32 protein-coding genes are annotated in these 24,910 nt (G+C 60.9%); 13 read left to right on the top strand and 19 right to left on the bottom strand.

The window, feature by feature from the left end:
- Nucleotides 1-105 precede the first annotated feature (105 nt).
- Together LMH93_RS14770 and LMH93_RS14775 are read left to right on the top strand one after the other, a co-directional pair.
- A complete protein-coding gene (locus LMH93_RS14770) occupies nucleotides 106-915 on the top strand; it encodes a helix-turn-helix transcriptional regulator (RefSeq protein ID WP_012052433.1) in 810 nt (269 codons plus the stop codon).
- A gap of 82 nt (nucleotides 916-997) precedes the next feature.
- The gene (locus tag LMH93_RS14775; protein ID WP_070096530.1) at nucleotides 998-1,612 is read left to right on the top strand and encodes a LysE family translocator; all 615 of its coding nucleotides are present in this window, start codon (nucleotides 998-1,000) and stop codon (nucleotides 1,610-1,612) included.
- On the opposite strand, the gene LMH93_RS14780 is transcribed toward LMH93_RS14775, so the two are convergent.
- Nucleotides 1,560-2,285, bottom strand: coding sequence for a serine/threonine protein phosphatase (locus LMH93_RS14780; protein WP_070096531.1), 726 nt, complete (start codon nucleotides 2,283-2,285; stop codon nucleotides 1,560-1,562). The genes LMH93_RS14775 and LMH93_RS14780 overlap by 53 nt on opposite strands.
- A 214-nt stretch (nucleotides 2,286-2,499) precedes the next feature.
- On the opposite strand from LMH93_RS14780, the gene LMH93_RS14785 reads away from it, so the two are divergent.
- Both LMH93_RS14785 and LMH93_RS14790 read left to right on the top strand, forming a co-directional pair.
- Complete coding sequence (locus tag LMH93_RS14785) at nucleotides 2,500-3,243, top strand: carbon-nitrogen hydrolase family protein (protein WP_070096532.1); 744 nt, start codon at nucleotides 2,500-2,502, stop codon at nucleotides 3,241-3,243.
- Nucleotides 3,240-3,482, top strand: a complete 243-nt coding sequence (locus LMH93_RS14790; RefSeq protein ID WP_054888825.1) for a hypothetical protein — start codon at nucleotides 3,240-3,242, stop codon at nucleotides 3,480-3,482. Before LMH93_RS14785 ends, LMH93_RS14790 begins: the two co-directional genes overlap by 4 nt.
- Nucleotides 3,483-3,486: 4 nt before the next feature.
- On the opposite strand, the gene LMH93_RS14795 is transcribed toward LMH93_RS14790, so the two are convergent.
- Complete coding sequence (locus LMH93_RS14795; protein ID WP_003248277.1) at nucleotides 3,487-3,987, bottom strand: methylated-DNA--[protein]-cysteine S-methyltransferase; 501 nt, start codon at nucleotides 3,985-3,987, stop codon at nucleotides 3,487-3,489.
- A gap of 70 nt (nucleotides 3,988-4,057) precedes the next feature.
- A complete protein-coding gene (locus LMH93_RS14800; RefSeq protein ID WP_185280297.1) occupies nucleotides 4,058-4,858 on the bottom strand; it encodes a lipopolysaccharide biosynthesis protein in 801 nt (266 codons plus the stop codon).
- Between the two features lie 324 nt (nucleotides 4,859-5,182).
- On the opposite strand from LMH93_RS14800, the gene LMH93_RS14805 reads away from it, so the two are divergent.
- A complete protein-coding gene (locus LMH93_RS14805; protein WP_003248274.1) occupies nucleotides 5,183-5,389 on the top strand; it encodes a hypothetical protein in 207 nt (68 codons plus the stop codon).
- A 42-nt stretch (nucleotides 5,390-5,431) separates the two neighbouring features.
- Here the strand turns inward: LMH93_RS14805 and LMH93_RS14810 are convergent, their stop codons facing one another.
- Entirely contained in the window at nucleotides 5,432-5,791 is a 360-nt protein-coding gene (locus tag LMH93_RS14810; RefSeq protein WP_019751720.1) for a hypothetical protein, read from the bottom strand.
- 167 nt (nucleotides 5,792-5,958) lie between these two features.
- On the opposite strand from LMH93_RS14810, the gene LMH93_RS14815 reads away from it, so the two are divergent.
- Nucleotides 5,959-6,159 (top strand): hypothetical protein, encoded by a 201-nt coding sequence (locus LMH93_RS14815; RefSeq protein ID WP_003248269.1) that lies wholly within the window; start codon nucleotides 5,959-5,961, stop codon nucleotides 6,157-6,159.
- A gap of 223 nt (nucleotides 6,160-6,382) precedes the next feature.
- On the opposite strand, the gene LMH93_RS14820 is transcribed toward LMH93_RS14815, so the two are convergent.
- The 3 genes from LMH93_RS14820 to LMH93_RS14830 form a co-directional block, all read right to left on the bottom strand.
- The gene (locus LMH93_RS14820) at nucleotides 6,383-6,691 is read right to left on the bottom strand and encodes a hypothetical protein (protein ID WP_003248263.1); all 309 of its coding nucleotides are present in this window, start codon (nucleotides 6,689-6,691) and stop codon (nucleotides 6,383-6,385) included.
- Between the two features lie 199 nt (nucleotides 6,692-6,890).
- The gene (locus LMH93_RS14825) at nucleotides 6,891-7,259 is read right to left on the bottom strand and encodes a hypothetical protein (RefSeq protein WP_060537975.1); all 369 of its coding nucleotides are present in this window, start codon (nucleotides 7,257-7,259) and stop codon (nucleotides 6,891-6,893) included.
- Between the two features lie 403 nt (nucleotides 7,260-7,662).
- The gene (locus LMH93_RS14830) at nucleotides 7,663-7,950 is read right to left on the bottom strand and encodes a hypothetical protein (RefSeq protein WP_003248257.1); all 288 of its coding nucleotides are present in this window, start codon (nucleotides 7,948-7,950) and stop codon (nucleotides 7,663-7,665) included.
- A gap of 217 nt (nucleotides 7,951-8,167) precedes the next feature.
- Between LMH93_RS14830 and LMH93_RS14835 the strand changes: the two genes are divergently transcribed.
- The 3 genes from LMH93_RS14835 (at nucleotide 8,168) to LMH93_RS14845 (ending at nucleotide 10,036) form a co-directional block, all read left to right on the top strand.
- Entirely contained in the window at nucleotides 8,168-8,695 is a 528-nt protein-coding gene (locus tag LMH93_RS14835; RefSeq protein WP_230064315.1) for a DUF3455 domain-containing protein, read from the top strand.
- Between the two features lie 103 nt (nucleotides 8,696-8,798).
- Entirely contained in the window at nucleotides 8,799-9,347 is a 549-nt protein-coding gene (locus tag LMH93_RS14840) for a sigma-70 family RNA polymerase sigma factor (RefSeq protein ID WP_003248253.1), read from the top strand.
- A complete protein-coding gene (locus tag LMH93_RS14845) occupies nucleotides 9,344-10,036 on the top strand; it encodes an anti-sigma factor (protein ID WP_003248250.1) in 693 nt (230 codons plus the stop codon). Before LMH93_RS14840 ends, LMH93_RS14845 begins: the two co-directional genes overlap by 4 nt.
- A gap of 53 nt (nucleotides 10,037-10,089) precedes the next feature.
- On the opposite strand, the gene LMH93_RS14850 is transcribed toward LMH93_RS14845, so the two are convergent.
- The 8 genes from LMH93_RS14850 to LMH93_RS14885 all read right to left on the bottom strand — a co-directional run bounded on the left by LMH93_RS14850 (nucleotide 10,090) and on the right by LMH93_RS14885 (nucleotide 16,556).
- The gene (locus tag LMH93_RS14850; RefSeq protein WP_003248248.1) at nucleotides 10,090-10,347 is read right to left on the bottom strand and encodes a hypothetical protein; all 258 of its coding nucleotides are present in this window, start codon (nucleotides 10,345-10,347) and stop codon (nucleotides 10,090-10,092) included.
- Between the two features lie 390 nt (nucleotides 10,348-10,737).
- Entirely contained in the window at nucleotides 10,738-12,135 is a 1,398-nt protein-coding gene (locus tag LMH93_RS14855) for an MFS transporter (protein WP_185280294.1), read from the bottom strand.
- Between the two features lie 140 nt (nucleotides 12,136-12,275).
- Nucleotides 12,276-12,713: a type II 3-dehydroquinate dehydratase gene (gene aroQ / locus LMH93_RS14860; protein WP_003248245.1), complete on the bottom strand. Its 438-nt coding sequence runs from the start codon at nucleotides 12,711-12,713 to the stop codon at nucleotides 12,276-12,278.
- 4 nt (nucleotides 12,714-12,717) lie between these two features.
- Nucleotides 12,718-13,536: a shikimate dehydrogenase gene (gene aroE / locus LMH93_RS14865; RefSeq protein WP_014756512.1), complete on the bottom strand. Its 819-nt coding sequence runs from the start codon at nucleotides 13,534-13,536 to the stop codon at nucleotides 12,718-12,720.
- The gene (locus tag LMH93_RS14870) at nucleotides 13,533-14,765 is read right to left on the bottom strand and encodes a CaiB/BaiF CoA transferase family protein (protein WP_108191064.1); all 1,233 of its coding nucleotides are present in this window, start codon (nucleotides 14,763-14,765) and stop codon (nucleotides 13,533-13,535) included. Before LMH93_RS14870 ends, aroE begins: the two co-directional genes overlap by 4 nt.
- The gene (locus LMH93_RS14875; protein WP_060537967.1) at nucleotides 14,762-15,217 is read right to left on the bottom strand and encodes a MaoC family dehydratase; all 456 of its coding nucleotides are present in this window, start codon (nucleotides 15,215-15,217) and stop codon (nucleotides 14,762-14,764) included. Before LMH93_RS14875 ends, LMH93_RS14870 begins: the two co-directional genes overlap by 4 nt.
- Entirely contained in the window at nucleotides 15,214-15,612 is a 399-nt protein-coding gene (locus LMH93_RS14880; RefSeq protein ID WP_003248238.1) for a VOC family protein, read from the bottom strand. Before LMH93_RS14880 ends, LMH93_RS14875 begins: the two co-directional genes overlap by 4 nt.
- Entirely contained in the window at nucleotides 15,609-16,556 is a 948-nt protein-coding gene (locus LMH93_RS14885; protein ID WP_003248236.1) for a ketopantoate reductase family protein, read from the bottom strand. Before LMH93_RS14885 ends, LMH93_RS14880 begins: the two co-directional genes overlap by 4 nt.
- Nucleotides 16,557-16,649: 93 nt before the next feature.
- On the opposite strand from LMH93_RS14885, the gene LMH93_RS14890 reads away from it, so the two are divergent.
- Nucleotides 16,650-17,549 (top strand): LysR family transcriptional regulator, encoded by a 900-nt coding sequence (locus LMH93_RS14890; protein WP_003248234.1) that lies wholly within the window; start codon nucleotides 16,650-16,652, stop codon nucleotides 17,547-17,549.
- A 142-nt stretch (nucleotides 17,550-17,691) separates the two neighbouring features.
- A complete protein-coding gene (locus LMH93_RS14895) occupies nucleotides 17,692-19,695 on the top strand; it encodes a hypothetical protein (protein ID WP_230064316.1) in 2,004 nt (667 codons plus the stop codon).
- Between the two features lie 196 nt (nucleotides 19,696-19,891).
- Here the strand turns inward: LMH93_RS14895 and LMH93_RS14900 are convergent, their stop codons facing one another.
- Nucleotides 19,892-20,653 (bottom strand): SDR family NAD(P)-dependent oxidoreductase, encoded by a 762-nt coding sequence (locus LMH93_RS14900; RefSeq protein ID WP_019751731.1) that lies wholly within the window; start codon nucleotides 20,651-20,653, stop codon nucleotides 19,892-19,894.
- A 173-nt stretch (nucleotides 20,654-20,826) separates the two neighbouring features.
- Entirely contained in the window at nucleotides 20,827-22,023 is a 1,197-nt protein-coding gene (locus tag LMH93_RS14905) for an IS256 family transposase (RefSeq protein ID WP_230064317.1), read from the bottom strand.
- A 56-nt stretch (nucleotides 22,024-22,079) separates the two neighbouring features.
- Here LMH93_RS14905 and LMH93_RS14910 point away from each other — a divergent pair, with 56 nt between their 5' ends.
- Complete coding sequence (locus LMH93_RS14910) at nucleotides 22,080-22,307, top strand: hypothetical protein (protein WP_230064318.1); 228 nt, start codon at nucleotides 22,080-22,082, stop codon at nucleotides 22,305-22,307.
- Here LMH93_RS14910 and LMH93_RS29920 read toward each other — a convergent pair.
- The gene (locus tag LMH93_RS29920; protein WP_347881766.1) at nucleotides 22,251-22,376 is read right to left on the bottom strand and encodes a DUF6196 family protein; all 126 of its coding nucleotides are present in this window, start codon (nucleotides 22,374-22,376) and stop codon (nucleotides 22,251-22,253) included. The genes LMH93_RS14910 and LMH93_RS29920 overlap by 57 nt on opposite strands.
- Before the next feature lie 69 nt (nucleotides 22,377-22,445).
- Nucleotides 22,446-23,702: an NADH:flavin oxidoreductase/NADH oxidase family protein gene (locus LMH93_RS14915; protein WP_230064319.1), complete on the bottom strand. Its 1,257-nt coding sequence runs from the start codon at nucleotides 23,700-23,702 to the stop codon at nucleotides 22,446-22,448.
- A gap of 300 nt (nucleotides 23,703-24,002) precedes the next feature.
- Here LMH93_RS14915 and LMH93_RS14920 point away from each other — a divergent pair, with 300 nt between their 5' ends.
- The gene (locus LMH93_RS14920) at nucleotides 24,003-24,806 is read left to right on the top strand and encodes a type 1 glutamine amidotransferase domain-containing protein (RefSeq protein ID WP_185280291.1); all 804 of its coding nucleotides are present in this window, start codon (nucleotides 24,003-24,005) and stop codon (nucleotides 24,804-24,806) included.
- Nucleotides 24,807-24,910 lie beyond the last annotated feature (104 nt).

Consider the following 24,910-nt stretch of genomic DNA (forward strand, 5'->3'; position numbering starts at 1 on the left):
CTATTTCGGCGCGTTCCGGGCCCTGCGGTCAAGTAACAGCCAGCGATAAAAACTGTACGGGTGCGCGGCACCTGTTACCCTGCCGACAATACCGAGGAGCCTGTAATGCCCCGTTCCCACGCCGCCCTGTGGCGCGACCCGGCCCTGGCACATGTCGAAAGCCGGCGCGCCTGCCACAGCCGGGCCTGCTACAAGGCCCACAGCCACCCGACGTTTTCCATCGGTGCGGTGGATGCTGGCCGCAGCCATTTCACCGGGGCTGCCGACGGGCAGCATCACTTGGCGCCCGGCACGCTGGTACTGGTCCCGGCCCACCGCGTGCATGCCTGCAACCCGGCCCCCGGCCTGGCGTGGAGCTATCAGATGCTGCATGTGGATGCCGACTGGCTGACGCAGTTACGCCTGGAGTCGGGCTTTGGCGGTATCGAAGCCGGCGAACCGGTGCGTATCTGCAGGGAGGCTGAGGTATATCGGCAGTTCTGCGCACTGAACAGGTTACTGTTTTCCAGTGCCTGCAACGGCGAGAAAGATGCGGCGCTGATTGCCTTTCTGGGGGACCTGGACGTTGCCGCGCACCCACCGCTGGCAGCGGCCCCCGTCCTGAAAGCCGCCACCTTGAACGGGTTGCTTGCACGCATCGAACACCAGGACCCTGCGCAATTGAGCCTGGAGGTATTGGCGCGGGAGGCCGGGCTTGGGCGCTATCAACTGATCCGCGCGTTTCGAGCGGCTACCGGGTTTACCCCGCATGCCTACCTGCTCAATGCCCGGGTCAATCGCGGGCGGCAACTGTTGAGTGAAGGGCTGGCCCTGGCGGAAGTGGCCTACCAGCTTGGCTTTGCTGACCAAAGCCATTTCCAGCGAGTGTTCAAGGCCCATGTGGGGGTTACGCCGGGGCAGTACCGCGGAAACTGAAGGCTGCTGCAGGTGCAATATTGTTCAATACGCCAGAATGGGCCCGGCAGCAGACTGCGGTTTTTCCGCAGAGCCGCCCCCAATGCAACAATTCATGATCATCGCCCTGGCCCACTTTCTTGCCCTGCTCTCACCTGGCCCGGACTTTTTCCTGGTCGCACGCAACGCGATCAACAGCGGCTGGCGCATCGCCAGCGGCGCCTGCCTGGGCATAGCGCTGGCCAATGGCGCGTTCATTGTCATCGCCTTCACCGGGCTTTCGGTACTGCAGCAGGGCAGCCTGCTGTTCACCACCCTGCAACTGGCCGGCGCCAGCTACCTGCTGTACATCGGCGTGCTGTTCCTGCGCCATGCCGGACAAACCAGCCTAGGCTCAGTCGCCGGCAGCCAGCGGGTGCATGGCTGGTGGCGCAGTTTGGGCATGGGCTTCCTATCCGGCATCCTCAACCCCAAGAACGCGCTGTTCTATGCCAGCCTGGCCAGCATGGTCGCCAGCGTCAGCCCCGGCTGGAAAACGGCCTACGCCCTATGGATGTTCAGCATCGTCCTGCTCTGGGACTTGCTGGTCGCCGTGGCCATCGGCAACCAGCGGGTACTGCGGCGATTCGCTCGCAGCCTGCCGTGGCTGGAGCGGGCCTCGGGGGTCATGCTGGTGATGTTGGCGGGGGCGTTGTTGCTGCATCTGGCTCTGGGCTGACCCGTTGCAAGGTGCGCATGTCGACCAAGGTGAAATGACCGCTGGCCCAGCCCCCCGTGTCCAGGTGCCACACATTGCCTAGCAGCTTGGCCTCCAGCACCGGGGTGTGGCCGACCAGCAGGGCTCGCAGGCCCTGCACCGGTTGGGTGTCTCCCTCTTTAAGGCGCCGACGCGACCACTGGCACACTTGGCGCACCTCAGGGTCGTCATCCAGCTCCAGCCAGGAGCGTAAGACTGCCCAGTCGGCAAACGGGCTGTCGGCATGCAGCAGGCCTACCAGACCGTCCGCACTCTCCACTTCCATGGCAATCGGCAACTGCTCGAAACGCTCCACGAAACGCAGTTGCTCGCGCCGCGGCAAGTCGAGGAACCACCCCCCCCCGGCGGCGCGGTACATGCCCAGGTCGAGCCGCCCACCGCGCACGCGGGTGATTGCCAAGGCCTCATGATTGCCCTGGACGGCATGGAACCAAGGCTGTGCCAGCCATTCCAGCGCTGCCTCGCTGTGCGGCCCACGGTCGACCAGGTCACCTACGCTGAACAGGCGGTCCACCGCCGGATCGAACCCTACCGCATCCAGGCATTGCTGCAGGCGCTGGAAGTGGCCATGGATATCGCCCACGGCCAGATCCCGTCCCCGGATATTGGCGATCATCCGCCGAAACCGTGCCATTACAGTGTTCCTCCGCTGGTAGCACCCTGCCCGGCTTCGCGCGGGCCGTGCGCATGGCGCTGTCACTGGACAGCATGGCACAAGGTACCGTGGCTGCGCAGGTCGGGGGGCGTTTTGCTACGCACCCCAGGCTTCCTGAAAAACCCTTCACTGGAACAGGCGTTGGTGCCGATAGTATGCTCGGCACGTCAATCTTCACCAGGGAATGGTTCTGATGAAACTGTGCGCCGTACAACTGGCGTCGCTCAAGGGCGATTTGCCAGGCAACCTCCAGCGCCATCTGGTTTGCATCGAGCAGGCTGCGGCCCTGGGTGCCGAACTGGTGGTGTTCCCCGAGCTGTCGCTGACCGGCTATGAGCCGAGTGTGGCGCGCCAGGCCGCCCTGCCCGTCACCTCCGCGCGCCTGGACCCGCTGCAGGCAGCCTGCGACCGGCTGGGCATTACGGTTGCCGTGGGCCTGCCATTGCCGACGCCCGATGGCATACGCATCGGCATGCCCATCTTCTGCCCTGAGGCGCCGCGCCAGGCCTATGCCAAGCAGCGCTTGCATGATGATGAGCTGCCTTACTTCACCCCAGGTGATCAGGCATTGCTGCTGGAGGTGGGTGAACACCGGGTGGCACCGGCGATCTGCTACGAATCGATGTTCATGGCGCATGCCGCCGTGGCCCGCGAGCGCGGTGCCGACCTGTACCTGGTCAGCGTTGCGAAAACCGCCAAGGGTATCCGCGAGGGATATGCGCACTACCCAGAGGTGGCACGTGAGCTGGGCATGCCGGTGTTGATGGCCAACTGTGTGGGGCCGGCCGACACCTTCATCGGTGCTGGCGGTTCTGCAGCATGGGACAGCCAGGGGCACTTGCTGGCCAGCCTGGATGACCACAGTGAAGGGCTGATCGTACTCGACACCCGCAGTGCCAGCGCGATCACCCTGCCCTTGGCCCCGTACCTTGCATGATCTATCTGTTTCTAGCGTTGCTGAGTTACGCCTGCACCTACTGCCTGGTCGGCTTGCTGATTCAGGGTCAACTTGCCGATGTGGCCGAGGGCTTGCGCCATCGGCCCGATGCGCCTACGCCCGGCGAGTACCTGCGTGAGGTCGAGCCCCGCGCACGTCAGGCCCGGCGGCAATACACCCTGATCGCCGGCTCGGTGCTGGCCGTGCTGGCCTGCCTGATCGCCAGCGGGTTCGGTTGACGCCTTACAGGTCCAGCGCCAGGCTTTGCCGCCCTTCCAGCGCCAACAGATACTGCTTGGCCGGCAGGCCACCAGCAAAGCCGGTCAGGCTGCCCGACGCGCCGATTACCCGGTGACAGGGGGCGATGATCGAAATCGGGTTGCGGCCATTGGCAGCGCCAACCGCGCGTACCGCCCTGGGGTTGCCGAGCTGCCGGGCAATATCGCTGTAGCTGCGGGTTTCGCCGAACGGTATCGCCAGCAATGCGGCCCACACCTGGCGCTGGAACTCAGTACCGGCAAAGTCCAGCGCCAGCTCGAAACGCTGGCGCTTGCCGTCAAAGTACTCGCCCAGCTGGCGCGCGGTTTCCCGCAGTACCGGGCACTGGTCGTCCCGGTGCAGTGCGCCCAGGCGTACGCGGTTTTCCCGCTCCTCTTCCCACAATACGGCTGCCAGGCAATTGCCACGGGCCACAAGGGTCAGCATGCCGACGGGCGATGGCATGATCGTGAATGCGCTGGACATAGCAGGCTCCTGCAAGTTGCGATCGGCCCACTGTACGCATCCACAGTCCTTGATGCACCCGCTTTCTTGCTCAGTTCATTGCGCAGCCGGCAATGTGCCGCGCCTGGCTGAGCGTGACCTTGGGTATCAGCTCAGCGGGAATGCGTGATGTTGCCGACAGGTTGTAGACGTGGAAATGCTCGCTGACCACTTCCCTGGCCATCAGCTTCAACGACGGCAGGATGCGGCTGTCCCAATGCTGATCGAGCCCGCACGGCGAAGACGGGCCTTGGCCGTCCTCGTAAAAGCGCCCGACGCTCTGGTCGAGGTCAACCCCCACCAGCAACACTTCCTCGAAGCCCAGGTGATAGGCCAACTGCAAGGCCACATAAGCCACCGTGCGGGCATCGAAAAAGCCATGGCCCATGTCTTTACTGAAGGCGATCGAGCGGCTGCGTTTGCTCCACAGTGCCCGGTTGCACACGCAACTGTCACCCTGGCCGCGCAAACCGTCCAGCAGGCTCGGCATATCGGCTTTGTGCAAGGCATAACACTGGGTGTGAGCTGGCACATCGGTACGCGCATACTGCTCTGGCCACAAGGCCAGGCGTTCGCTGTCGCGCATGGCAGTGGCGAACAAGGCCGGCTGTTGCTGGCAAAAGCTTTTGTCGGTGCACACGTAGAAGAAGGGTTTGATGCCGTGTTCGGCGGTCATGGCGACCGATCCATTCATGGCGATGATGGGCAAGTGCGCAAACTCGCCCAGCGGAAAATGTTTGGCAGAAGCGCCGGAGGCGAGGATCACCACGGGGCCCTGCTGGGAATTGCGACACGCCTCGAAACCGGAGAACGCCCCGCGTTCAGCGCTTGGCTGCGACGGAAGTATGTTCATCAATGGCATCTTTAACCGGACAGTACAAACCACAATACTGATCCGTGTATATGCCGTGGCCGCTTTTACCTAACTTTACCTGGGTGAACTTAAGTCAACCGCCATTCCCTTGTTTGGCGGGGTTTCAGCCTGGCTAATACCGGCTGGTCTAACTGCTATAACAGACCACCCCGGTGAAAAAGTGTTCCCCTGGTGCGATTCAGGAATAGCGATGACCATTACCGAGGCGACCGATGGTTGCCAAGTGCCTTTCGTCATGAGCCTGCTTGATGCTTGTGATCGGTGAGACTAATACTTAAATCTCTGCCTGGGGAGGCACGAAAAATGCAACCAAGATTCGTTATCGTTCCCGCTGTGCCGATCGAAAAGGAATCGTTCCGCGTTGGCAGCCGCTACTACGCCGCTACCGTGTGTGGAGGGTTCGACATTTATGACAATCAGGCAAAGGAGCGGCTCAAGCCGAGCTATCCGAGCCGCACGGAGGCGCAGGTGAAATGCGAGCATTTGAACAAGCGGGATGAGTTGGGGTAACTGCAGGAGATCGGGGCGGCTCAACCCGCTCGGGGCACGGGTTCAATCCAGGCATTGCTTGGCAGCCTGGCGTAATTTGTCGCCAGACAGAAAGCTGCCCTTGTAGAAGGTCGCGCGGCTGCCCTCGTGAGCGTCAACCACATCAAGCACATCGTCGCTTGCCACGGCGCTTGGCGCCGTGAGCCGGTAGCCGTGGGCTATTGACTTCTGCGTGGCCTGTGGGGCCAGCGCCTGCCATTTTGGCAGGACACAGGCGGCGTACTGCTGCGGCGATTTTTTGGTCAGTTTGCTGGCAGTGGGTTTGCCGGGGCTTGCGCAACCGGCGAGGCTGGCAACCAACACAGTGGCGATAAAAATACGAAAGTCTGGCATTTGCAATCGACCGTTATGGATACGCTGCATTCTAACGGGCGTGACGCCGCGTTACTAATCAACCAAAGTCTTGCTGCAGGACGACGCCCAAGCGGGATCAGTGTAGCGCACCTGATATTTCTGCCAGTAGCCGGGGCACGCCGCAACAGTGAAACTCCCGAGGGACATCACACCACGACTCGGCAGGGCTTCATACCATGCAAACGAACGCCAACCACACTCAGTTCTTCTATCAGAACGGCAAGCTCGTCACCCTTAAAACCGGTGAACAGGGCCATAGTATCTTTCGCTCGCCGGACGTCCCCCTTGCCGAGCGACAATCAGACGACACCGACGCCATCGGATTGCTGGCAACTGACGACAAAGGGTCGGTGCTGCAGGTACAGGAGAAAAGCTGAAGCCCTGAGGATACTCCGGCGCCATTGCGAGCCAAACCCGGGGTCAGGGCTTGGCTCCCCTGTACAATACGATGGCTGCTATATCCAGGACCAACACACTGCCGACAAACAGGAACATGATGTACAGATCTTCAGAGAGCATTGCCGTGTCCCCCAGATGCGCCGGTTTCAAAGGGGTATGCAATTACTGATCCCGTCAGCGCATCCGCTAGCGAACTGCGACTCAGCTGAACTTTAACTTGACCACTTTGCTCAGCGCCCAGCCACTGAAGACATAGAACGCATCCAGGTAGAAGCGCCCTGCGTAGTTGGGCAACGGCGTTTGATTCAACAGCACATCTGGCTCGGGCGCAGGAGGAAACAGTGCATAAAAGCCGTTGGGCAGCACTGCCAGTGCCAGCAGTAACAGGTAAGTCGAGGCTTGTAGCAGGGTGGCACGATTACTGGATCTGGCGGACCACTTCAGCCCGTAGTAGGCAACCAGGCCGGCAACAGGCAAAACCCAGAAATGCGTCGGCATCCCAATGAACATTTCGGCGACTACGCTTCTTGCTTCCACCTGCGACTCTCCATCCAAATACAACGATTATTACGGGCGGGGCCGGCAAATGCAAAGCAACGCTGCTCAGGCCATACCGGCTCCACCCGCCCTTTTTGAACGTTGCCGGGCAGGCGATCGGCAGACAAAAAGCCCGCTCTCGACGGCGGGCTATTGGTGTGGGGTTGGATGATTACGCTTTTGAACACATCAGTGCAGCATCCAGCAACCTGCCATGGTCGTACCAGGCATCACGTTGATAGGCCGTGAAGTGGCGCTCGGTTCCCGTGCCCCGCAACTCTACAAGGCCCTCTGCCTTGTCGGGGTCAGTGCTGTCGACGAAAAGCCTGATCGCGTTATCACCCTCGACTTCATAGGTTTTCACATTCCCTTGCAGCTCGCCTTTAACGCAGCCCAGGTAGGCGGGTGGGCTTTTCACGGTAGTGCCAGCGGTATAATCGTGGCTGTCACGCACATCAGGGTTTTGCGCACAGCCTGCGACGAACAACGAGGCTGCCCCGAATAACAGTATTACACCTGCTCGCGAACTTGAGTTTTTCACGCGACACGCTCCTGCAGCCCCCTCGAAAACTGGGAAATGTTGCCAAGCAGCCTGCCCTTTTTTTGGTTTTCTCATGCCCATGTTACTGCGCAACGACAACAGGGCATCAGGTTTGTTTGCTATATAGGGTTCGGGGCGTTTTCCTCACACCCTGCGTTGGCCCCGATTACGCGTAAGGCCTGACCCATAACCGGGGTCAGGGAATGGCATTGAGAAACACATAAGTCGCCGCCAGATCCAGTACCAGCACAGCAACCACGCTGAAAATCATGTAATAGCGGTCATCCTGAGTCATCTCTGCGTACTCCGCATGATCAATGTCTCAGGGGTCACAGCAATTCTCGTTCCAGCGCCCAGGTTCAGCCCGCTGGCACCGCGCCAGCCAAACAGCGCAATCGCGCAGTCAGTCCTTGATCTGGCATACGCCATTGGCTTTGTTCTTACCGGTATACGAGACGTCAGGCGAGCCGTCCGGGTTGATCGACAACGATACCGTTACCCCGCCACCTTTGGCCTCGAAATAGTTGTCATTGAATTTTTTCAGCGTGGCTTCCTTGCCATTGATATAGACAGGCCCACCTTTATCGGCATGGACCTCGATATTGCCGGGGCATGTTGCGTTCAACAGCGGAATACCGGCATGGGCAGCGCCCGATGCGGCAAGCAACAGGCTCAGTAACAAACGCTTCATTTGCAGTGTCCTCATGGGGTTGTCGGGGGTGCGCGCGTTAAAGCAGTCCTGCGATAGCAAAGAGACTCATCGCGCGTTCGAGATGGTAGGCAAGCACATGCAGGCTCATCTCGCTACGCATTTTTTTTCATTCAGTGCATCCAGTCCGCCCGTTGGCGGGTATTGACAGTGGGCGGCCTTTGACTGCCCAGCCCAATGACTTTCAGGAGCACTGCCCATGAACTTCAAATACTCCGCCTGCCTGTTTGCCTGCAGCCTCGCCCTTGCGCTGCCGCCCGCCCACGCCCAGACCACGCTGCCAGAAGCGGTCAAAGTCCCTGATGGCCATCGCGTCCTGCTCGAAACCGTCGGCGTCGGCGAGATCACCTACGAGTGCCGCGACAAGGCCAACACCCCCGGTCAGACCGAATGGACTTTCGTCGGCCCCAAGGCAGTGCTCAATGACCGTGGCGGTAAACAGGTGGGCGACTACTTTGGCCCACCCGCTACCTGGCAGACCAAGGATGGCTCGAAAGTCACCGGCACCCAGTTGGCAGTGGCACCGGCGGACAAAGGCGCCATCCCCTATCAACTGGTCAAGGCCAACCCCGCCGAAGGCAAAGGCGCCATGCAGGGGGTCAGCTACATCCAGCGCCTGGCCACCCGCGGCGGTGTGGCGCCGTCAGTCGACTGCACGGCGCAGAACAAAGGTGCCAGGCAGGTCGTCCAGTACCAGGCTGACTATGTGTTCTGGACAGCCAAGTGACACGCACCTGACCCAACGCCCTGCGAGTGATGATCTACGCTCGATGGCAAGCCCCCCGGCTGGATGGCCGGGGTACTTGCCTTACACAAGGAAGCCACACACGTTGAACTCGCCGGCCACTCCCTTCGACTTCCACCGCTGCCTGTTAGCCTGTGCACAGGGTGACCGGCGGGCCCTGCAGGCGCTCTACGATCACGAAGGCGCGCGCCTGCTGGGTGTTGCCCGGCGTATCGCACGTGACGACGCCACCGCAGAAGACATCGTCCACGATGCGATCATCCGCATCTGGACCCGCGCTGCCAGCTACGACCCGGCGCGCGGCTCGGCTCGAGGCTGGATCTACAGCATTACCCGCCACCTGGCGCTGAATTCGATACGTGATACCCGCCGTGAAACTGTACTGACCGATGCCGACACCGAAACTGCGTCAACATTGCACGGGAGGATTGATGACCTTGACCTCTGGTCCGGCTCAGCAAAGATTTACCGCTGTCTTGAACAACTGCAGCCCGCACCGCAACGCTGCATCCTGCACGCCTACGTGGACGGCTGCAGCCACGCCGAGATAGCCGGTTTATTGGGCGCGCCACTGGGCACTGTCAAGGCCTGGATCAAACGCAGCCTCAAAGCGCTACGGGAGTGCCTGGAATGAAGCCCGATTCTGCCGAAGAACTGGACAGCCTCGCCGGGGAATATGTGCTGGGGACCTTGTCGCCGGAGCAATATGCCGCGACGGCCGAACGCCTGCGTACCGACCCCGCGCTTCGCGCCGCCGTGGATGCCTGGGAGGCCCGGCTGCTGGAGCTGACCGCGCTGTCTACCCCGCAGCCCCCAAGCCCCCGCCTGTGGCGCCGTATCCAGCGCAGCCTCGACGAGCTGCCTGCAGCGCGCACGCAGGCTCGCTGGTGGCAACGCCTCGGCCTGTGGCAAGGGCTCAGCGCCGCAGGGCTGGCTGCAAGCCTGCTGCTGGCGTTTACCTTGCTGACCACGCCCCCCTCTACCACGCAATACCTGGTGGTGCTGGTGGCGCCGAACAGCCAGGCCCCCGGCTGGGTGGTGCAGGCCAGCGACAGCCACATGATCGAACTGCTGCCGCTGGGCCGGGATACGGTCCCCGACGGCATGGCCCTGCAGTTCTGGACCAAGGGCGAGCAATGGCGTGCTCCGGTTTCGCTTGGCCTGGTCAAACCGGGCGAACCCTATCGAGTTCCGCTGGAAAGTTTGCCACCCTTGGAGGCCAATCAATTGTTCGAGCTGACGCTGGAGAAAGCCGGTGGCTCGCCGACCGGTCTGCCGACAGGGCCGGTGAAGTTCATTGGTCGTGCGGTGAAAGTGATATGACACGAAAGGGCCGCAGAACATGACTGCGGCCTTCGCAAGGCTGGAAGCCAGGGTCAGCCGCGGATCACCTCAAGGCGATCCCGCCCAGCCTCTGTGATGGCGTTCTCCCCTTCATCGCTGATGCGATAACGTCCTGACACCATTTTGGTAATTGAGAAACGGACCAGCCCGCTTTGGGACAAGGCTTGGCCTGCTTCGAAGCGCATTGCCTGCTCCAGGTCGAAGATCTTGATCTCTCCGATTTTGTAGCGTGCAAACGCGACCAAGGCGTTATCCAGTTCTTGTTGACTGATCGTTGTAGCGACTTCCATTCGACCTCCCAGGTCATGAGAGCCCCGGTCCGTGGGGTTGGAGGCAACGAACCGGGTGGCTTGTTGAAGGCGGACCGTACTATGCAGTCACGGAAGTCGCTACTGGCTTTCCATCCATGCTGGATGGGTAGGCAGCACGACACCCGCCACACCTACGGTCACTTCAAGAGCCGTCGCTGGTGGCGGAACGCTTACGGCCTTGATCTGCGTCGTCCTGTTCAGTGCCCGCTACCTTTTACGCCCGTGCGCTTTGGGGCGAAAAGCTGCCGATCGTGAATGACCGCTATCGACCCGTCATCGGTTGTCCGTTCGCTGTAGGTCGTTAATGGCCCAAAGGAACCCGATTCCAACACCTGTCCCCCTGATGACGTGGCCGTGAACCCAACACAGCTAAGTACGCAATACCTGTTCACCAGCATTGGCCGGCAGGCGTACTGCATCAACCAACGCGGCGCAAGCAATCAGGCCGATACCGACAAGCGCCCAGCGGAAGTCGCCCACTGTCATCTCGCTTTCACTCCCCCGCAGCATCGTCGAGACCCTCAGCAGCAGGGCCGCAATCGCAACCCCGAGCGCCATCGCCAGTTGGAAGAACATGCTGAACAGCGTCGACGCCTGGCCCATCTGTGCTTTTGGCACCTCGGCAAACCCGATGGCGTTGTAGGTGGTGAACTGCATGGAACGAGACAGCCCGCCAATGAACAGCACCAGCGCCATCCAGTACCACGGCATGTCCTGCTGCAGGAGCAAGCACGCGAGAATGCAACCGACGCCGATCAAGCCATTGACCAGCAGCACTCGACGAAAGCCGTGGCGGCGCAGCAGCCCGGTGGTGAACGGTTTCATCGCGAGGTTGCCGACGAAGATCGCCAACACCAGCAACCCGGCATCCACCGGCGAATAGCCGAAACCGATCTGCAGCAACAGCGGAATCAGGAACGGCAAGGCGCTGATCGACAGGCGGAACAACGTGCCGCCGATGATGCTGGCGCGGAACGTGGCGATGGCTAGGGTAGCCAGCGGTAGCAGCGGCGCCGGGTGACGCTGGCAATGGCGGATCGACAGCCAGGTCAGCAGAGCCCCCACGGCCACCAGTGCAGCGCCTGTGCCGAGGCCGTCGCCCGACAGCGAGCCGAGCATCTCCAGGCCCAGCAACCAGGTCGCGCAGGCCGAAGCGAGGAAGACGAAGCCGAGCCAGTCGAAACGGCGCGCTTCACTGGCACGCGTGTTGGGGACCAGCCACCACGCCGCTGCGATGGCCAGCAGACCGAGCGGGATGTTCAGGTAGAAGATCCACGGCCACGACAGGTGGGTGACGATCAACCCGCCAATCGGTGGGCCGAGCACCGGCGCCACCAACCCGGGCCAGGTGATCACCGCAAGCACCTTCACCAGGTCCTGCTTCTCGGTGGTGCGCAGCACCACCAGACGCCCGACCGGTACCATCAGCGCGCCACCGATGCCTTGCAGCACCCGTGCGGCGACGAAGGTTTCCAAGGTTTGTGCCAATCCGCACAGCCAAGAGGCCAGGGTGAACAGGCCAATGGCCCCGGCGAACACCTGGCGCGCGCCGAAGCGGTCGGCGACCCAGCCGCTGAGCGGGATGAACACCGCCACCGCCAGCAGGTAGGCGCTGATGCCGATGTTCAGGCTTACCGGGTTCTCGGCGAAGTCACGGGCCATCTGCGGCAGCGCGGTGGCGATGACGGTGGCGTCGAGGTTTTCCATGAAGAAGGTGACGGCGACCAGCAAGGCGATGCCGGTGTTGGGGACTGCGGGGGTGGCCAAGGGTTCAGTTCCTTCTGCAAAAGGAGAGTCTCGATTGTAGGAGCGGGTTTACCCGCGAACACCGGCGCAGCCGGTGCCATGCCCCGCGTCACCTGCTTCGCGGGTAAACCCGCTCAGAGCGCCGAGCCATGCGGCCCTGCTCAGACCATGCTCATCGCCGCACGCAGCGCCAGCAGGTAGGTTTCGACACCAAACCCGCAGATCTGCCCGCGCACCACCTCGGCAAATACCGAGTGATGGCGGAACGGCTCCCTGGCATGGATGTTGGACATGTGCACTTCTACCACCGGCACTTCGATAATGGCCAATGCATCACGAATGCCGTAGCTGTAATGCGTCCAGGCACCGGCATTGATCAGCACCGCATCCACCCGGTCCTCATAGGCCTGATGGATGCGTTCGCACAGGGCGCCCTCGAAGTTGCTCTGGAAGCTCACGACCTGCGCCCCCAGCTCTTCGCCCAGGGCTTGCAACGCCTGGTCGATGTCGGCCAGGGTCGCTGTGCCGTACTGGCGCGGGTCGCGCTTGCCGAACATGTTGTGGTTGATGCCATGCAGCATCAGTACATTGGCGACCATCGACCTACTCCAGGGGAATCGTCAGCTGATTAATCACGGCACGTGTGTCGGGCCGCACCCCGCGCCACCAGGCGAACGCCTCGGCGGCCTGCTCCACCAGCATGCCGACACCATCGGCCAGGCGCGCCTGGCCCTGCTCGCGGGCCAGGCGCAGGAAAGGCGTGAGGCCTTTGCCATAGGCCAGCTCGTAGGCCAAGGCCGCCTCACCCAGCACATCAGCCGGCAGTGGCGGCAAGTCAGCGGTCAGGCTCGCCGAGGTGGCGTTGACCACGATGTCGAACGATTGCCCTTCCAGTGCTTCGTAGCGGCTGATGCGCAGACGCGGGTGATCGAGCTCGTTACGCAGCGCCAGCGCCTTGGCCATGTCCCGGTTGGCGATCACCAGCTCGCGTGGCCCCGCCTGCAGGAACGGCAGCAACGCCCCGCGCACCGCGCCGCCAGCGCCCAGCAGCAGCACACGGCGGTTGCGCAGCGGCTCGCCAAGGTTCTCCTCGATGTCCCGCAGCAAACCGATGCCATCGAAGTTCTCGGCGACGATGCAGCCATCCTCGAACTTCAGCGCATTGGCCGCCCGTGCCAATTGCGCCCGCTCGCTGCGCCGGTCGGCCAGCTCGAAAGCACGCAGCTTGAACGGGGCAGTGATGTTCATGCCCTTCCCGCCTTCGCTACGAAACTGCAGTACCTGGGCTTCGAAGTCGTCCAGCGAGCCCTCGATAGCCCCGTATTCCAGCTGCTGGTTGCTGGCCTGGGCGAACAGGCCATGAATCAGCGGGGACTTGGTGTGGTTGATCGGTCGGCCGATCACTGCGTAGCGGTCGCTCATCGTGCATCTCCGTGGGTAAACAACACGCCATCCGCCTGCAAGGCAGTGATTTCTTCAATACTGAAGCCAAGCCCGGCGGCCACTTCGGCGTTGTGCTGGCCAAGGTCCGGGGCTACTTGGTGAATCGTGGTGTCGCAGTCGGAAAAGCGGAACGGCAGGTTGGCCAGGCGCAGCGTGCCGTAGCGTGGGTGCTGCTGCTCGATGACCATGTTGCGTGCCTGGATCTGCGGGTCGGCCAGCACTTCGTCGATGCGTTGAACCTTGGCACTGGGGATGTCGATGCCATCGAGCAACGCGAGGATCTCGGCCACCCGACGCGCGCCAACCCAGTTGCGGACCACCGCCAGGATCGCCTCGCGGTGGGCATTGCGGCCGTTGAGGCTGTGGTAGCGGCGGTCGCTGCCGAACCCGGGCGGGCCGCCGTTGGCTTCGAGCATGGCCGCGAAGCGCTGCCAGGCATCGTCGACCTGGGCGGCGATCACCAGGTCGCCGTCGGTGGCGCGGAACACGCCGTACAGGGTCGAAGTGGGCATGTCGTGGCCGGTTTGCTGGGGCAACACAGTGCCACCGGACAGCGTGTAACACTGCACCGCGTATTCGTGCATCGACACCAGGGTGTCGTACAGCGCCATGTCGATGTGCTGGCCACGGCCACTGCTCACCCGGCCGAGCAGCGCGGCATTGATCGCCGCCACCGCGTGGATGCCGGTGTACATGTCGCCCAGGGAAATACGCAGCAGCGGCGGTGCTTCGCCCGGCACGCCCACCATCTGCATGATCCCGCTCTTGGCCTCGGCGATCAGGCCGAAGCCGGCGCGGTGGGCGTCCGGCCCGGTATGGCCGTAGGCGGAAATCGAGCAGTACACCAGGCGCGGGTTGCGCGCCGACAGCTCGGCGTAGCCCAGGCCCAGCTTGTCCAGGGCGCCGGGGCGGTAGTTCTCGATGAACACGTCGGCCGAATCGGTCAGGCGCTGCATGAACGCCTTGCCGCGCGGGTCTTTCATGTTGACGCTGACGCCCTGCTTGCCCATGTTCAGCTGCAGGAAATAGCCGCTCTGCTGGTCGTCCAGGGTGAACGCATGCTGGCGGCCAGCGTCGCCGCTACCCGGCCGCTCGACCTTGATCACCTCTGCGCCGAGCGCCGCCAGGCAACGGCCGACATAGGGGCCGGCGAGGAAGTGGCTGTAGTCAATGACGCGGATACCCGCCAATGGCAATGCCTGGCTCATGCTGCTGCCCTCCGCGGCACCATCAACCGGTGCTCGCCACGTTGCACGACTTCGCCGTGCTGGTTGATCAGTTCCGAAGGCAGCACCACGATGCCCCAGCCAGGTCGGCTGTTGCTCGGGCGCATCGCCCCCACCCGCATGCGCACGTGAAGCACGTCGTTGACCTTGATCGGCAGCACGAAGTCCCAGGTCCACCCCAGCGACATGCCCGGCACGAAGCGGTACTCGCACTGGGTCTTCAGGCCGTCGGCGATCGACAGCCCGAACAGGCCGTGGGCGACCAGGCAGCCAAAGTGGCTGGCGTTGGCGTAGGCCTCGTCGACATGCACCGGGGTGTGGTCGCCGGTGAGGTCGGCGTAGGCCAGGATGCGTTCGCGGGTCACGGTGTAGGTCGGGCTGATGCACTCATCGCCTTCGCGGGCATCGTCCCAGTACTTTTCAATCACGCTCATGCCTGCACCTCCGCGCGCGGGTCGATGGCCAGTGCCTGGGCTACGCATTTGGCCGGCAGCGCCTGGATGAACTCCACCGCCAGGCCATCAGGCAGGCGCAGCCAGTTGCGGCCCTGGGGCATCTCACTGACGCCAAAGCGTTGGGCGGCGGCCAGCGCCGCTTCCAGGTCTTCGCACATGATGCCCAGGTGCGCCAGGCGCCCTTCCGGGCCAGCGAAGTCCGGCTGGTGAATGAACTGCAGGCCGCCGAGGGTCCAGTACTGTGCCGGCTGCTCGACATCACCCTGCACTTCACGCATGGTCATGCCGCACACCTCGCTGAAAAAGCGGATATGCCACTGAATGTCCTGCACCCAGAACGCCACGTGTTCGAGGTAGGCTTTTGACTGGCTCATGGGGTTTCCCTCTTCTGGTGATCGGCCATGGCGCGCTCGATACCCTTGATGCAGGCCACCAGGGTCGCGTTGACCGGCGTGGCCACGCCATGGCGCTGGCCCCAGCGCACGACGGAGCCGTTGATGAAGTCGATTTCGGTGATCGAGTTTTTTTCCAGGCTCTGCAGCATCGAGGTGCGGAAGCTCGCCGGCAGGCCCTCGGCGGCCAGTGACCAGGCAGCCTCGGGGCTGGTCAGGCTCAAGCGGATGCCGGCGCGCTCGGCCACGGCAATGGCCTCGGCCACGGCGGCCTTGGCGGTGCTTTCCAGCAGCGGCTCGCTGTACAGCTGGCCGTAGCTGAGCATGGTGATGCCGCTCAATGCACCGGTGGCGACGTTGACCAGCAGCTTGTCCCACATGGTGCCGAGGATGTTGTCGCTGACCGTGGTGGCCAGCCCGGCATTGTTGAACGCTTCGGCGATGGCCTGCACGCGGGGCGTCAGCTGGCCGTCGAGCTCACCGATGAAAGTCTGTTTGCCGGCCACACCGGCGCGGATAGAGCCCGGTGCGAGGAGCACGCCGCCGACATAGGTCTTGCCAGCCAGCACCCGCTCGCGACCCACCACTTCGGCCAGGATGTCCTCGTGGCCGAGCCCGTTCTGCAGCGACAGCACCAGCGTCTGTGGGCCTATCAGCGCGAGGGCACCGGCGATGGCCTCGGCAGTGTGAAACGACTTCACCAGCACCACCACCAAGTCGGTCACGCCAACGTCTTCGGCTTCGATGGCCGCGTTGACCGGTACATAGCGCTCGCCCCGTTCGTCCTGTACCCGCAGCCCATGCTGGTTCATCGCCTCGACGTGCGCGCGGCCGCGGTTCAGCAGCCAGGTTTCATGCCCTGCCTCGCTCAGGGCTGCGCCAATGGCGCACCCCAGTGCACCGGCGCCCAGAATGCAGATTTTCACGTCGCAGACCTCCTGTGATTTGCGATCACCTTATGCAGCGGGGTTTATTTGCGCTATACAATGACCTCAATACAGCTATTGAGAATCTCAATAATGACTACCCTGGAGGCCCTGCCCGAACCCAAGCTGCTGCAGCTGTTCGACGTGCTGTACCAATGCCGCAGCGTGACCCGCGCCGCCGAACAGTTAGGGCAGAGCCAGCCGACCATCAGCATCTGGCTGGCGCGCCTGCGCGAGCAATTGAACGACCCGCTGTTCGTGCGTACGCCGGGCGGCATGGCCCCTACCCCCCGCGCCGATCAGCTGATAGGGCCGTGCCGCGAGGTGCTGGAATCGCTGCGCCGGCTGACCGCCTGGGAGCCGCAGTTCATCGCCGCCACAGCGCAGCGGCGTTTTCGCCTGTGTGTCAGCGATGCCAGCCACATCACCTTGCTGCCAAGCATCCTCAACCATCTGCGCAGCCATGCGCCGGGCATCCGCCTGGAGGCGGCGCGGATCGACGGCAATACCGAGAGCGCGCTGGAGTCGGGCGAAGCGGACCTGGCCATCGGCTTCGTGCCCTGGCTGGGAGGGGGGATGTATCAGCAGGTGCTATTCGAGCAGGACTGGGTGTGCCTGAGCAACCCGCAGCATCCGCGCCTGGGCGATGGCATGAGCCTGGAGCGGTATCGGGCCGAGGGGCATGTGCAGATCAGCTTCGGCACCGGGCAGAAACTGCTGGAAGCGGGATTGGCGCGGGCCGGGATCGAACGGCGGATCATGCTAGAGCTGCCAGCGTTTCTCGGGTTGGGGATGATAATCGGGACTACCGATCTCCTGGGCACCTTGCCGCGGCATATCGGGCAGACACTGGCCGATATGCATGGGCTACAGGTCCATGACTGCCCGTTCGAAGTGGAGGGATTCACGGTCAAACAGCATTGGCATGCCCGCTATCATCAGGACAATGGAAATCGATGGTTGAGGGAAGTCGTTCGCGGATTGTTTCAGTAAGCCCGCCAAGCAGGCTCCCGTTTCGACTTAGGCAGGGGTTAAAATCAATGCCATTACCCAAGGTGGGGAATTCTTGATCACGGCTATTTGCATATCGCTAAGGCCGTTGCTCTACAGCGTGATCATGAATCAAGGAGTTTCGATGACTTTTGCAAAGCGTGTCAGGGATAACCAAGTCGCCCGCCCAAATCAGAGAAATTTCAATCTGGCTGAATGGAAAGCGGCTTTTGAACTCGACGGAATGGATCAAGCGTCCAAAAATTTATACGAAGCCGGTGTCTGGTTTTTCCGGGCCTTCTCAACCATCAGGAGCGAGTTGAGCTTCGCGGCTGACAAGAAAATCAGCCGGAATGACAAGCTGTTAGCGTTCGTCAGCCATGCTAACTTGAACGCCATCGGCTACCAGTTATCAATTGCCGACATTGTTCGTAAGTCCAGGGCGCAGAATCCTGCGCAGCGAAGTGCAAGCCATATCCTGCCCAGCGTGCATGACCGTGATGGTGTAGCCCATTCGCTGGATCAGATCGCGCAATCGGATATCGACGGGCTACAACTCCCGCTTCGAATGATCCTTAGCCAGAAGCCGTCGCACGCCAAAGAAACGCAATCGAGAACAGCATCACAAAGCGATATCGCAGTGGATTACGCCACCGGAACTTTCTACAAAATTATCGAAGACTTATGGGAAGAGTGTCTGTGGAATAACTACGTTTTCACCGAGTCCGCTGAAGGCGTCAAGTTGTCGCCAGCACGGCCCGCTGACGCAAATTGGAAGTGGATAACCTTAAGTCGTCGCAGTGCCGTTCATCACGCCAGTAGCCTTCACCATCACTCGATGTTTGAGCAAGCCCGCCGCTCAAACAGCCATGCCGCGCTCAGCATACCTAGACCCATCGTTGCAGTGACTGCCGTCGACGGAATCTACACCTTCGTGCTGGCAGCGGATGAAACAATCGGTGAGCGGTCCCGCGAAAGCTACGTTCTCATGCAAGAAGCCTTGCAGCCGTACTACGCAGAACTTGCCCGATTTCAAAGCCCTCGGCTCGCAGGAGGCACGATAATCGACGTGATCAAGTGCTGGACCGTGCTGCAAAGCTTGGTGGCACTTTTGAAGAAGGGGTCTCACGTATCCAACAACCCGCAAACCCCCACCCAAGCATTGGCCGAACTCACCACGCCCAGAATCCCACGAGGTGCGTTAATAGAAGCCATCCGTGACTCACTGTGCGTCACCGCCGACATCAGCCACAAGCTGCTCGAGTTCTTCACCTATTCACCCTCAGCAGCACAGCGCCATGAAGAAAATGAACTATGGACACAGCCCCTTATCGCCTTGAACGACAGCGAGCTGCTGGTGCTCTTTACCCCCTCACTGGGCACAACCCAGCGCAACGTAGACATCTGGATCCGCCAACTCGGTGCGAAGTTTGATACCCGTGGGCTGTCATTTGAAAACTATCTGCGCGACGTGTTGAATTACACCATCAGCGCCTCCCCGATAAAGCGGGACGTTGCTCTGATGCCCCACGCGTTGAAATTCAATTTACCGGGAGACGTTGAGGAAGAACCTCTCTTCGAAGACATCGACATCGTGTTGCGCATCGGTAATGTCGTTGTCATTGGCGAAGCAAAATGCTTTCTGCAACCGGTCGACCCCGATGAAGTATTCAAGCATCGGGAAAAGATCATTGAGGCCCAGACCCAACTTAAACGCAAGACAGACTACATCCAAAAATACAAAAAACAGTTCCGTGAAGAGTGCGCGAGACGTGATTTCCGTCTGCCCGAAGACTTCAAAATCCAACCACTCATTTTGCTCAACGGGCAGACCCACTGCGGCATTCCCTACGCCGGCACGCCCATTGTCGACATCATGATCCTGGCGACTTTCCTAAGAGGCGTACTACGGCATAACATTGTAGTCACCAAAGCAAACGGGGTGGAATCTGCGGACGCGTACCCTCTCTACAGTGACATCATCGAAGCGCAAACCCTGCTAGAAGCGTATTTGATGAGCCCCCCACAGCTCCAACGTTACACCACTGCATTGGTCGAACGTCAGGTTATCTACCGCGACATCGTCAAGGCGCTTGAACCGGTGACCTACGATTACTTCGAGGTAGACCTGTCCAGAATCCTGAGGTGACACCGGCGAGTATCCTATCACCCTCGCAAAGTACTTATGCAAAGGCTTCAGACGCGGATAGAGGGGATCGACTCTGGGCCTGCCCCGTGACAGCGGACGCCAAGAAGCTGGCTACAGATGCCTATGCTATCCGTCCGGCGTATGAGCGAGTCGGTGAAACAGCGTGGCTCTTCTGCTCCACCGGAACACGCTAAACCTAAGTCAGATTCAACCCACCGTCTGAAAGGAGTATCTCGCCGGTCAGGTAGTCCGACTCGACCAGCATGACAACCGCTTTTGCGATGTCGTCGGGGCTGGCGGCCCTGCGCATAGGTGCGCGAGTTCGCCACAATTCTTGGGCCTCTGTCCACTCTGCGGTCAGAGGCGTGTCGACCAAGCCAGGCGCCACAGCGTTTACGCGAATGTCTGGCCCCAGCGATAACGCGAGCAAGCGGGTCATGTGATTTAGCGCAGCTTTGCTTACCGCATAGGGAATCGATGCGCCCTTAGGACGGGTACCGGCATGCGAACTGATGTTTACGACGCAACCTGCTCGACGGTAACGGGCGGCATCGCGCAGTGCCGACTCGGCCAAAGCAACCAGATGGAACGGTGCCACGACATTAACCTCGTTAAGCTCGTGCCACACCGTCGAACTGGCAGCGGCAAGGTCGCCGTGCGCAATGACTCTGCTAATACCGGCGTTATTGACCAGTACGTCGAGCTGCCCCCACGCGGCGATAGCCTCGTTAACAAGCCTGACCCTGTCAGCTTCGACAGCAAGATCAGCTTGCAAGTAAATAGCCTGCTTCATTTCGGCAACCATCGCGCGTCCCGTATCCGCAGAATTTCGCGAATGGAGCACCACCGCATAGCCTGCCCGGCTAAGGACACGTGCAATGGCTGCACCGATACCGGACGTTGATCCTGTCACCAACGCAACGCGTAATGCGTTATCGGTTGTCGGATTGGGTGTCATATGGATATCTCGAATGGAGTGCTAAAGAGTAAGCGGCCAGCGTACACACCTTGCACAGATCAGTCAGCCATCAGCAGATGCGGAAGCAGTTGCTCGGTCTCACTGGCTCACTGCGTGATCGTGTCCCAGGAAGTGGTGTAACTCATCATGGCTCTGGCCACTGAGTTTGCCGTTTAGTTGATCACGGCCGACAGCTTGGCCTGTGGATTATCGCTGACTGCTTCAAAGGCCTCCAACTGCATATATCGCCGTTGCAGGCACCATTCGTCGTTCTGCTCCAGCAGCATCGCCCCTACCAGCCTTGTGATCGCAGGATCGTTGGGGAAGATGCCCACGACGTCGGTGCGGCGCTTGATCTCTGCGTTGAGCCGCTCCAGTGGGTTGGTGCTGTGCAGTTGCTGTCGATGCGCTTTGGGAAACGCCATGTGCGCCAGCACTTCGTCCTCGCAGCCGTCCATGAGTGTCGCGATCTTGGGGTACTTTTCGCGCAGTTGGTCAGCCACCAGGCGCCACTGCTGATGACATTCAGCGCGGCTATCCTGGGCGAAAACCGTGCGCAGAAGCGCCGCTACCATGGTGCGCTGGCCCTTGCCGACATGGGCCATGGCGTTGCGCATGAAATGCACGCGGCAGCGCTGCCAGGTCGCATTGAAGACCTTGGAAACCGCAGCCTTCAGACCTTCGTGGGCATCAGAGATGACCAACTTCACGCCACGCAGGCCGCGCCGCATCAGGCTTCGCAGGAAGTCCGTCCAGAACGGCTCGGCCTCCGACGGTCCAACCCGCATACCCAGGACTTCGCGGCCTCCATCAGTGTTCACGGCCACGGCGATTATTACGGCGACCGAGACGATGCGTCCGGCCTCCCGCACCTTGACGTAAGTGGCGTCGATCCACAGGTAAGGCCAGTCGCCTTCCAGAGGCCGATCAAGGAAGGCGTGGACGCGTTCATCGATCTCGCCGGCCAGCCGTGACACCTGGCTCTTGGAAATGCCGGTCATGCCCATGGCCTTGACCAGCTCGTCCACCGAACGCGTTGAAACGCCTTGGATATAGGCTTCCTGGATCACCGCCGCCATGGCCTTCTCGGCAGTACGGCGAGGCTCAAGAAAGCCGGGGAAATAGCTGCCCTGACGCAGTTTCGGGATCTTGAGATCGACATCGCCGGCGCGGGTTTGCCAGAGGCGGTCACGGTAGCCGTTGCGGCTGTTTATCCGGTCAGCGCTTTTAACGTCGAAGCCGGCGCCGCACAGGCTTTCGACATCGAACTCCATCATGCGCTGGGCAACGAACTGGATCATTTGCTTGAGCAGATCAGCGTCTGCCCCTTTCTCAACCAACTCGGTCAGTGCGATAGTGGGCTTGGTCATCGTGGTTTCTCTGGTGAAGGTTAAGTCCGCAAACTCAACGTTAGCCAAGAACCACGATGACCATCCTCTTTCGCCCGCAGGGCGCCTTCGGCTGGTTCAGTTACACCACTTCTCGGGACACGATCCACTGCGTCGGCAGCCGCGTCGGCACATCGATAGATACGCGCATGGGTCATGCCCCTTCAGCCGCGCAGAAGCTGATATCGGGAAACACGCGAACGTGTTCGCTACCGGGAATCTGCTTGGCCATCTACCAACGTCTGGACATCTGCGAAGACATCTGAAGCCAGGCTAGCCGGGACGAGCCAATTATCAAAAATCCCGCCCTCCTCTCGATTCTGGCCACAAGTCACAAAATGCCGGTCCCAAACTTCTGCTTCAGGCGCATTGCCAAACAGCCAACGAGCCCTCTACAGCGATCGTCATCTTGCGTCTCCCAGGCCCTTGTCATGCGCAGACATTTCAATCCATTTTCGATACTGGCGCGTGCGATAAGCCATGAAGAGCTGTTGCACGATCAGCGCGCGCAACGGCGAAACGCTCGGATCAGGCTTTTTAGCCCGGCTGAGTTTGCGCAGTTGAAACTTCACTACTGCCATGTTTGCCAAGGATGCGATGGCTTTGTTTTTCCAGGTGATCGGCGGCAATTGAGGGGCGTTGTCTTTGCCCTGCAACCAGTCACGAGGCAAGTGCGGATCGATGGCTAACGCCGTTCCGATACCCACCATGTCCACACCGCTCTGCACGACGCTTTCGGCCACCGCGCGGCGACGTATACCGCCAGTGACCATCACCGGCATTTTGGCGACGGTTTGGAGATCACGGGCGAACTCGACGAAATAAGCTTCGCGAGCCAGGGTGCGACCATCGCGCGCGTCACCCTGCATGGCGGGGACTTCGTAGCTGCCTCCCGATAATTCCACCATGTCTACGCCCAGGTCGTTGAGCCACTTAACGACCTTTTTCGCGTCTTCGGTGGTGAACCCTCCACGCTGGAAATCGGCGGAGTTGAGTTTGACCGCCACTGCAAAATCCACAGAAACCACGGCCCTGACCGCCTTGACGATTTCGAGCAACAGGCGCGCCCGATTTTCCAGAGAGCCACCCCACTCGTCCTTCCTTTGGTTGGTCAACGGCGAAAGGAACTGGCTCAACAAATAGCCGTGGGCCGCGTGGATCTCCACACCTGTGAATCCGGCTTGTTCGCCCAGGCGTGCGGTGTTCGCAAAGCGCTGAATAACTTCTTCGATCACGCCGGGGGGCATCGCGTGAGGCGTGGCGAAACGCTTGGACATTGTGCCCAGTTCCAGCGGCACGGCTGACGGTGCCCAGGTTTTTTGCCCAAGATTGGACTGCATCTGCCGCCCTGGGTGGTTTATCTGCAACCAGAACTGCGCGCCGCCGGATCGACCAATACGCGCCCAGCGCTTGAACTTGTCCAGTTGCTGATCGTCCTGTAACACCACACCACCCGGTCCGGTCATGGCGCGGCCGTCGACCATCACATTGCCGGTGATAATCAGGCCGGCACCACCGTCGGCCCACGCTTGATAGAGACGCATGAGTGCTTCGGAAGGCGCCTGGTCGGCATCCGCCATGCTCTCTTCCATGGCGGCTTTGGCGATACGGTTCTTGACGGTCGAACCGTTGGGAAGCATCAGGGTGTCGAACACATTCATGGAGCAGTCCTCAACTGGATATGAGGCCACCTTAAGTTTGAAGTCAACTTTAAGGTCAATACCTTTTTCAAGATCAGTCGATTTCCAATACGCCGGCACCTGGCAAGTGCGTCACCCGATGGGCGTCCAACAACCGAGTGGGGAGTGTTCAATCGAAGTCTTGGCCGTACCGGGTGAAAAGCTCGAGCGCGAATCAAACCCAGCGCCAAATGCATCGGACATTATTTGCAGCAAGGGGATTGACCTTAAAGCGAGGTTTAAGGTGAGCATGCACTGGCCTGCTTGAGTGATGGAGCTCGGATGATGCTCAAGACCTTTGTTTCTTATGCGTTGGTACTGATAGGTAGCGCTTTCATGACATTTGCAAATGCTGGCACCGCCGCTTCCACAACGACTGCCAAGAATCGCCAGATTCTGGTGATCATGATCAATCACGCCAGATATCCCTCACGCACCGATTCCACGGGGTTGTGGCTTACTGAGCTGACGCATTTCACCGATGTGGTGGAGGCGGCTGGCTACAGCACAGTTTTTGCCAGTCCCAAAGGCGGTGCGGTGCCACTGGACGAGCGCAGTCTCGGTTGGCTGTACATGGACAAAGCCGCGCGTGAGCATTTGCAGTCCCCGGCCTTTCGCACTCGCTTGCAAAACACGCTGTCGATCGCCGATATCGATCCGTCCCAGTTCGGCGTCATCTACTTCACCGGGGGCCATGGCGTGATGTGGGACTTCCCCAATAATCCCGACCTGCGACGTGTCGCCGAAACCATCTACAACCAGGGTGGCATCGTCTCGGCCGTCTGCCATGGCGTAGCGGGCCTGCTGGATCTGAAGGATGAAAAGGGCCAGTTGATCATCAAGGGCAAGAACATCACCGGCTTCTCTGATCGCGAAGAGCTGTTCTCCGGCATGAAAAGCCAGGTGCCCTTCGTCCTTGAGGACAAGTTGGTGAGTCAGGGGGCTCGGTACCGCAAAGGCTGGCTGCCCTTCACGTCATTTGCCATCACGGATGGAAGGCTTGTCACCGGCCAAAACCCTCAATCGCCCAAAGCCGTAGCTGAAGCCGTGGTGGCGGTGCTCTCTGGCAACAACGTAGCTCGCTGACCCCTCAAGCAGTTCCCACCCGCGGAGTAAGACCGATTGAAACTCGCACGCACCGTATTAACAGGATTGCTGTTCAGCTCAATTGCCAACCAAGGGTTGGCGGG

Origin of the sequence: Pseudomonas sp. CIP-10 (genome assembly GCF_020911845.1) — a bacterium.
Classification (GTDB): domain Bacteria; phylum Pseudomonadota; class Gammaproteobacteria; order Pseudomonadales; family Pseudomonadaceae; genus Aquipseudomonas; species Aquipseudomonas alloputida.

What these genes read in the sequence shown, in the direction of transcription:
- LMH93_RS14770 (WP_012052433.1), top strand. Translation starts at nt 106, where the DNA reads ATGCCCCGTTCCCACGCCGCCCTGTGGCGCGACCCGGCCCTGGCACAT.
- LMH93_RS14775 (WP_070096530.1), top strand. Translation starts at nt 998, where the DNA reads ATGCAACAATTCATGATCATCGCCCTGGCCCACTTTCTTGCCCTGCTC.
- LMH93_RS14780 (WP_070096531.1), bottom strand. Translation starts at nt 2,285, where the DNA reads ATGGCACGGTTTCGGCGGATGATCGCCAATATCCGGGGACGGGATCTG.
- LMH93_RS14785 (WP_070096532.1), top strand. Translation starts at nt 2,500, where the DNA reads ATGAAACTGTGCGCCGTACAACTGGCGTCGCTCAAGGGCGATTTGCCA.
- LMH93_RS14790 (WP_054888825.1), top strand. Translation starts at nt 3,240, where the DNA reads ATGATCTATCTGTTTCTAGCGTTGCTGAGTTACGCCTGCACCTACTGC.
- LMH93_RS14795 (WP_003248277.1), bottom strand. Translation starts at nt 3,987, where the DNA reads ATGTCCAGCGCATTCACGATCATGCCATCGCCCGTCGGCATGCTGACC.
- LMH93_RS14800 (WP_185280297.1), bottom strand. Translation starts at nt 4,858, where the DNA reads ATGAACATACTTCCGTCGCAGCCAAGCGCTGAACGCGGGGCGTTCTCC.
- LMH93_RS14805 (WP_003248274.1), top strand. Translation starts at nt 5,183, where the DNA reads ATGCAACCAAGATTCGTTATCGTTCCCGCTGTGCCGATCGAAAAGGAA.
- LMH93_RS14810 (WP_019751720.1), bottom strand. Translation starts at nt 5,791, where the DNA reads ATGCAGCGTATCCATAACGGTCGATTGCAAATGCCAGACTTTCGTATT.
- LMH93_RS14815 (WP_003248269.1), top strand. Translation starts at nt 5,959, where the DNA reads ATGCAAACGAACGCCAACCACACTCAGTTCTTCTATCAGAACGGCAAG.
- LMH93_RS14820 (WP_003248263.1), bottom strand. Translation starts at nt 6,691, where the DNA reads ATGTTCATTGGGATGCCGACGCATTTCTGGGTTTTGCCTGTTGCCGGC.
- LMH93_RS14830 (WP_003248257.1), bottom strand. Translation starts at nt 7,950, where the DNA reads ATGAAGCGTTTGTTACTGAGCCTGTTGCTTGCCGCATCGGGCGCTGCC.
- LMH93_RS14835 (WP_230064315.1), top strand. Translation starts at nt 8,168, where the DNA reads ATGAACTTCAAATACTCCGCCTGCCTGTTTGCCTGCAGCCTCGCCCTT.
- LMH93_RS14845 (WP_003248250.1), top strand. Translation starts at nt 9,344, where the DNA reads ATGAAGCCCGATTCTGCCGAAGAACTGGACAGCCTCGCCGGGGAATAT.
- LMH93_RS14850 (WP_003248248.1), bottom strand. Translation starts at nt 10,347, where the DNA reads ATGGAAGTCGCTACAACGATCAGTCAACAAGAACTGGATAACGCCTTG.
- aroQ (WP_003248245.1), bottom strand. Translation starts at nt 12,713, where the DNA reads ATGGTCGCCAATGTACTGATGCTGCATGGCATCAACCACAACATGTTC.
- aroE (WP_014756512.1), bottom strand. Translation starts at nt 13,536, where the DNA reads ATGAGCGACCGCTACGCAGTGATCGGCCGACCGATCAACCACACCAAG.
- LMH93_RS14870 (WP_108191064.1), bottom strand. Translation starts at nt 14,765, where the DNA reads ATGAGCCAGGCATTGCCATTGGCGGGTATCCGCGTCATTGACTACAGC.
- LMH93_RS14875 (WP_060537967.1), bottom strand. Translation starts at nt 15,217, where the DNA reads ATGAGCGTGATTGAAAAGTACTGGGACGATGCCCGCGAAGGCGATGAG.
- LMH93_RS14880 (WP_003248238.1), bottom strand. Translation starts at nt 15,612, where the DNA reads ATGAGCCAGTCAAAAGCCTACCTCGAACACGTGGCGTTCTGGGTGCAG.
- LMH93_RS14890 (WP_003248234.1), top strand. Translation starts at nt 16,650, where the DNA reads ATGACTACCCTGGAGGCCCTGCCCGAACCCAAGCTGCTGCAGCTGTTC.
- LMH93_RS14895 (WP_230064316.1), top strand. Translation starts at nt 17,692, where the DNA reads ATGACTTTTGCAAAGCGTGTCAGGGATAACCAAGTCGCCCGCCCAAAT.
- LMH93_RS14900 (WP_019751731.1), bottom strand. Translation starts at nt 20,653, where the DNA reads ATGACACCCAATCCGACAACCGATAACGCATTACGCGTTGCGTTGGTG.
- LMH93_RS14905 (WP_230064317.1), bottom strand. Translation starts at nt 22,023, where the DNA reads ATGACCAAGCCCACTATCGCACTGACCGAGTTGGTTGAGAAAGGGGCA.
- LMH93_RS14910 (WP_230064318.1), top strand. Translation starts at nt 22,080, where the DNA reads ATGACCATCCTCTTTCGCCCGCAGGGCGCCTTCGGCTGGTTCAGTTAC.
- LMH93_RS14915 (WP_230064319.1), bottom strand. Translation starts at nt 23,702, where the DNA reads ATGAATGTGTTCGACACCCTGATGCTTCCCAACGGTTCGACCGTCAAG.
- LMH93_RS14920 (WP_185280291.1), top strand. Translation starts at nt 24,003, where the DNA reads ATGATGCTCAAGACCTTTGTTTCTTATGCGTTGGTACTGATAGGTAGC.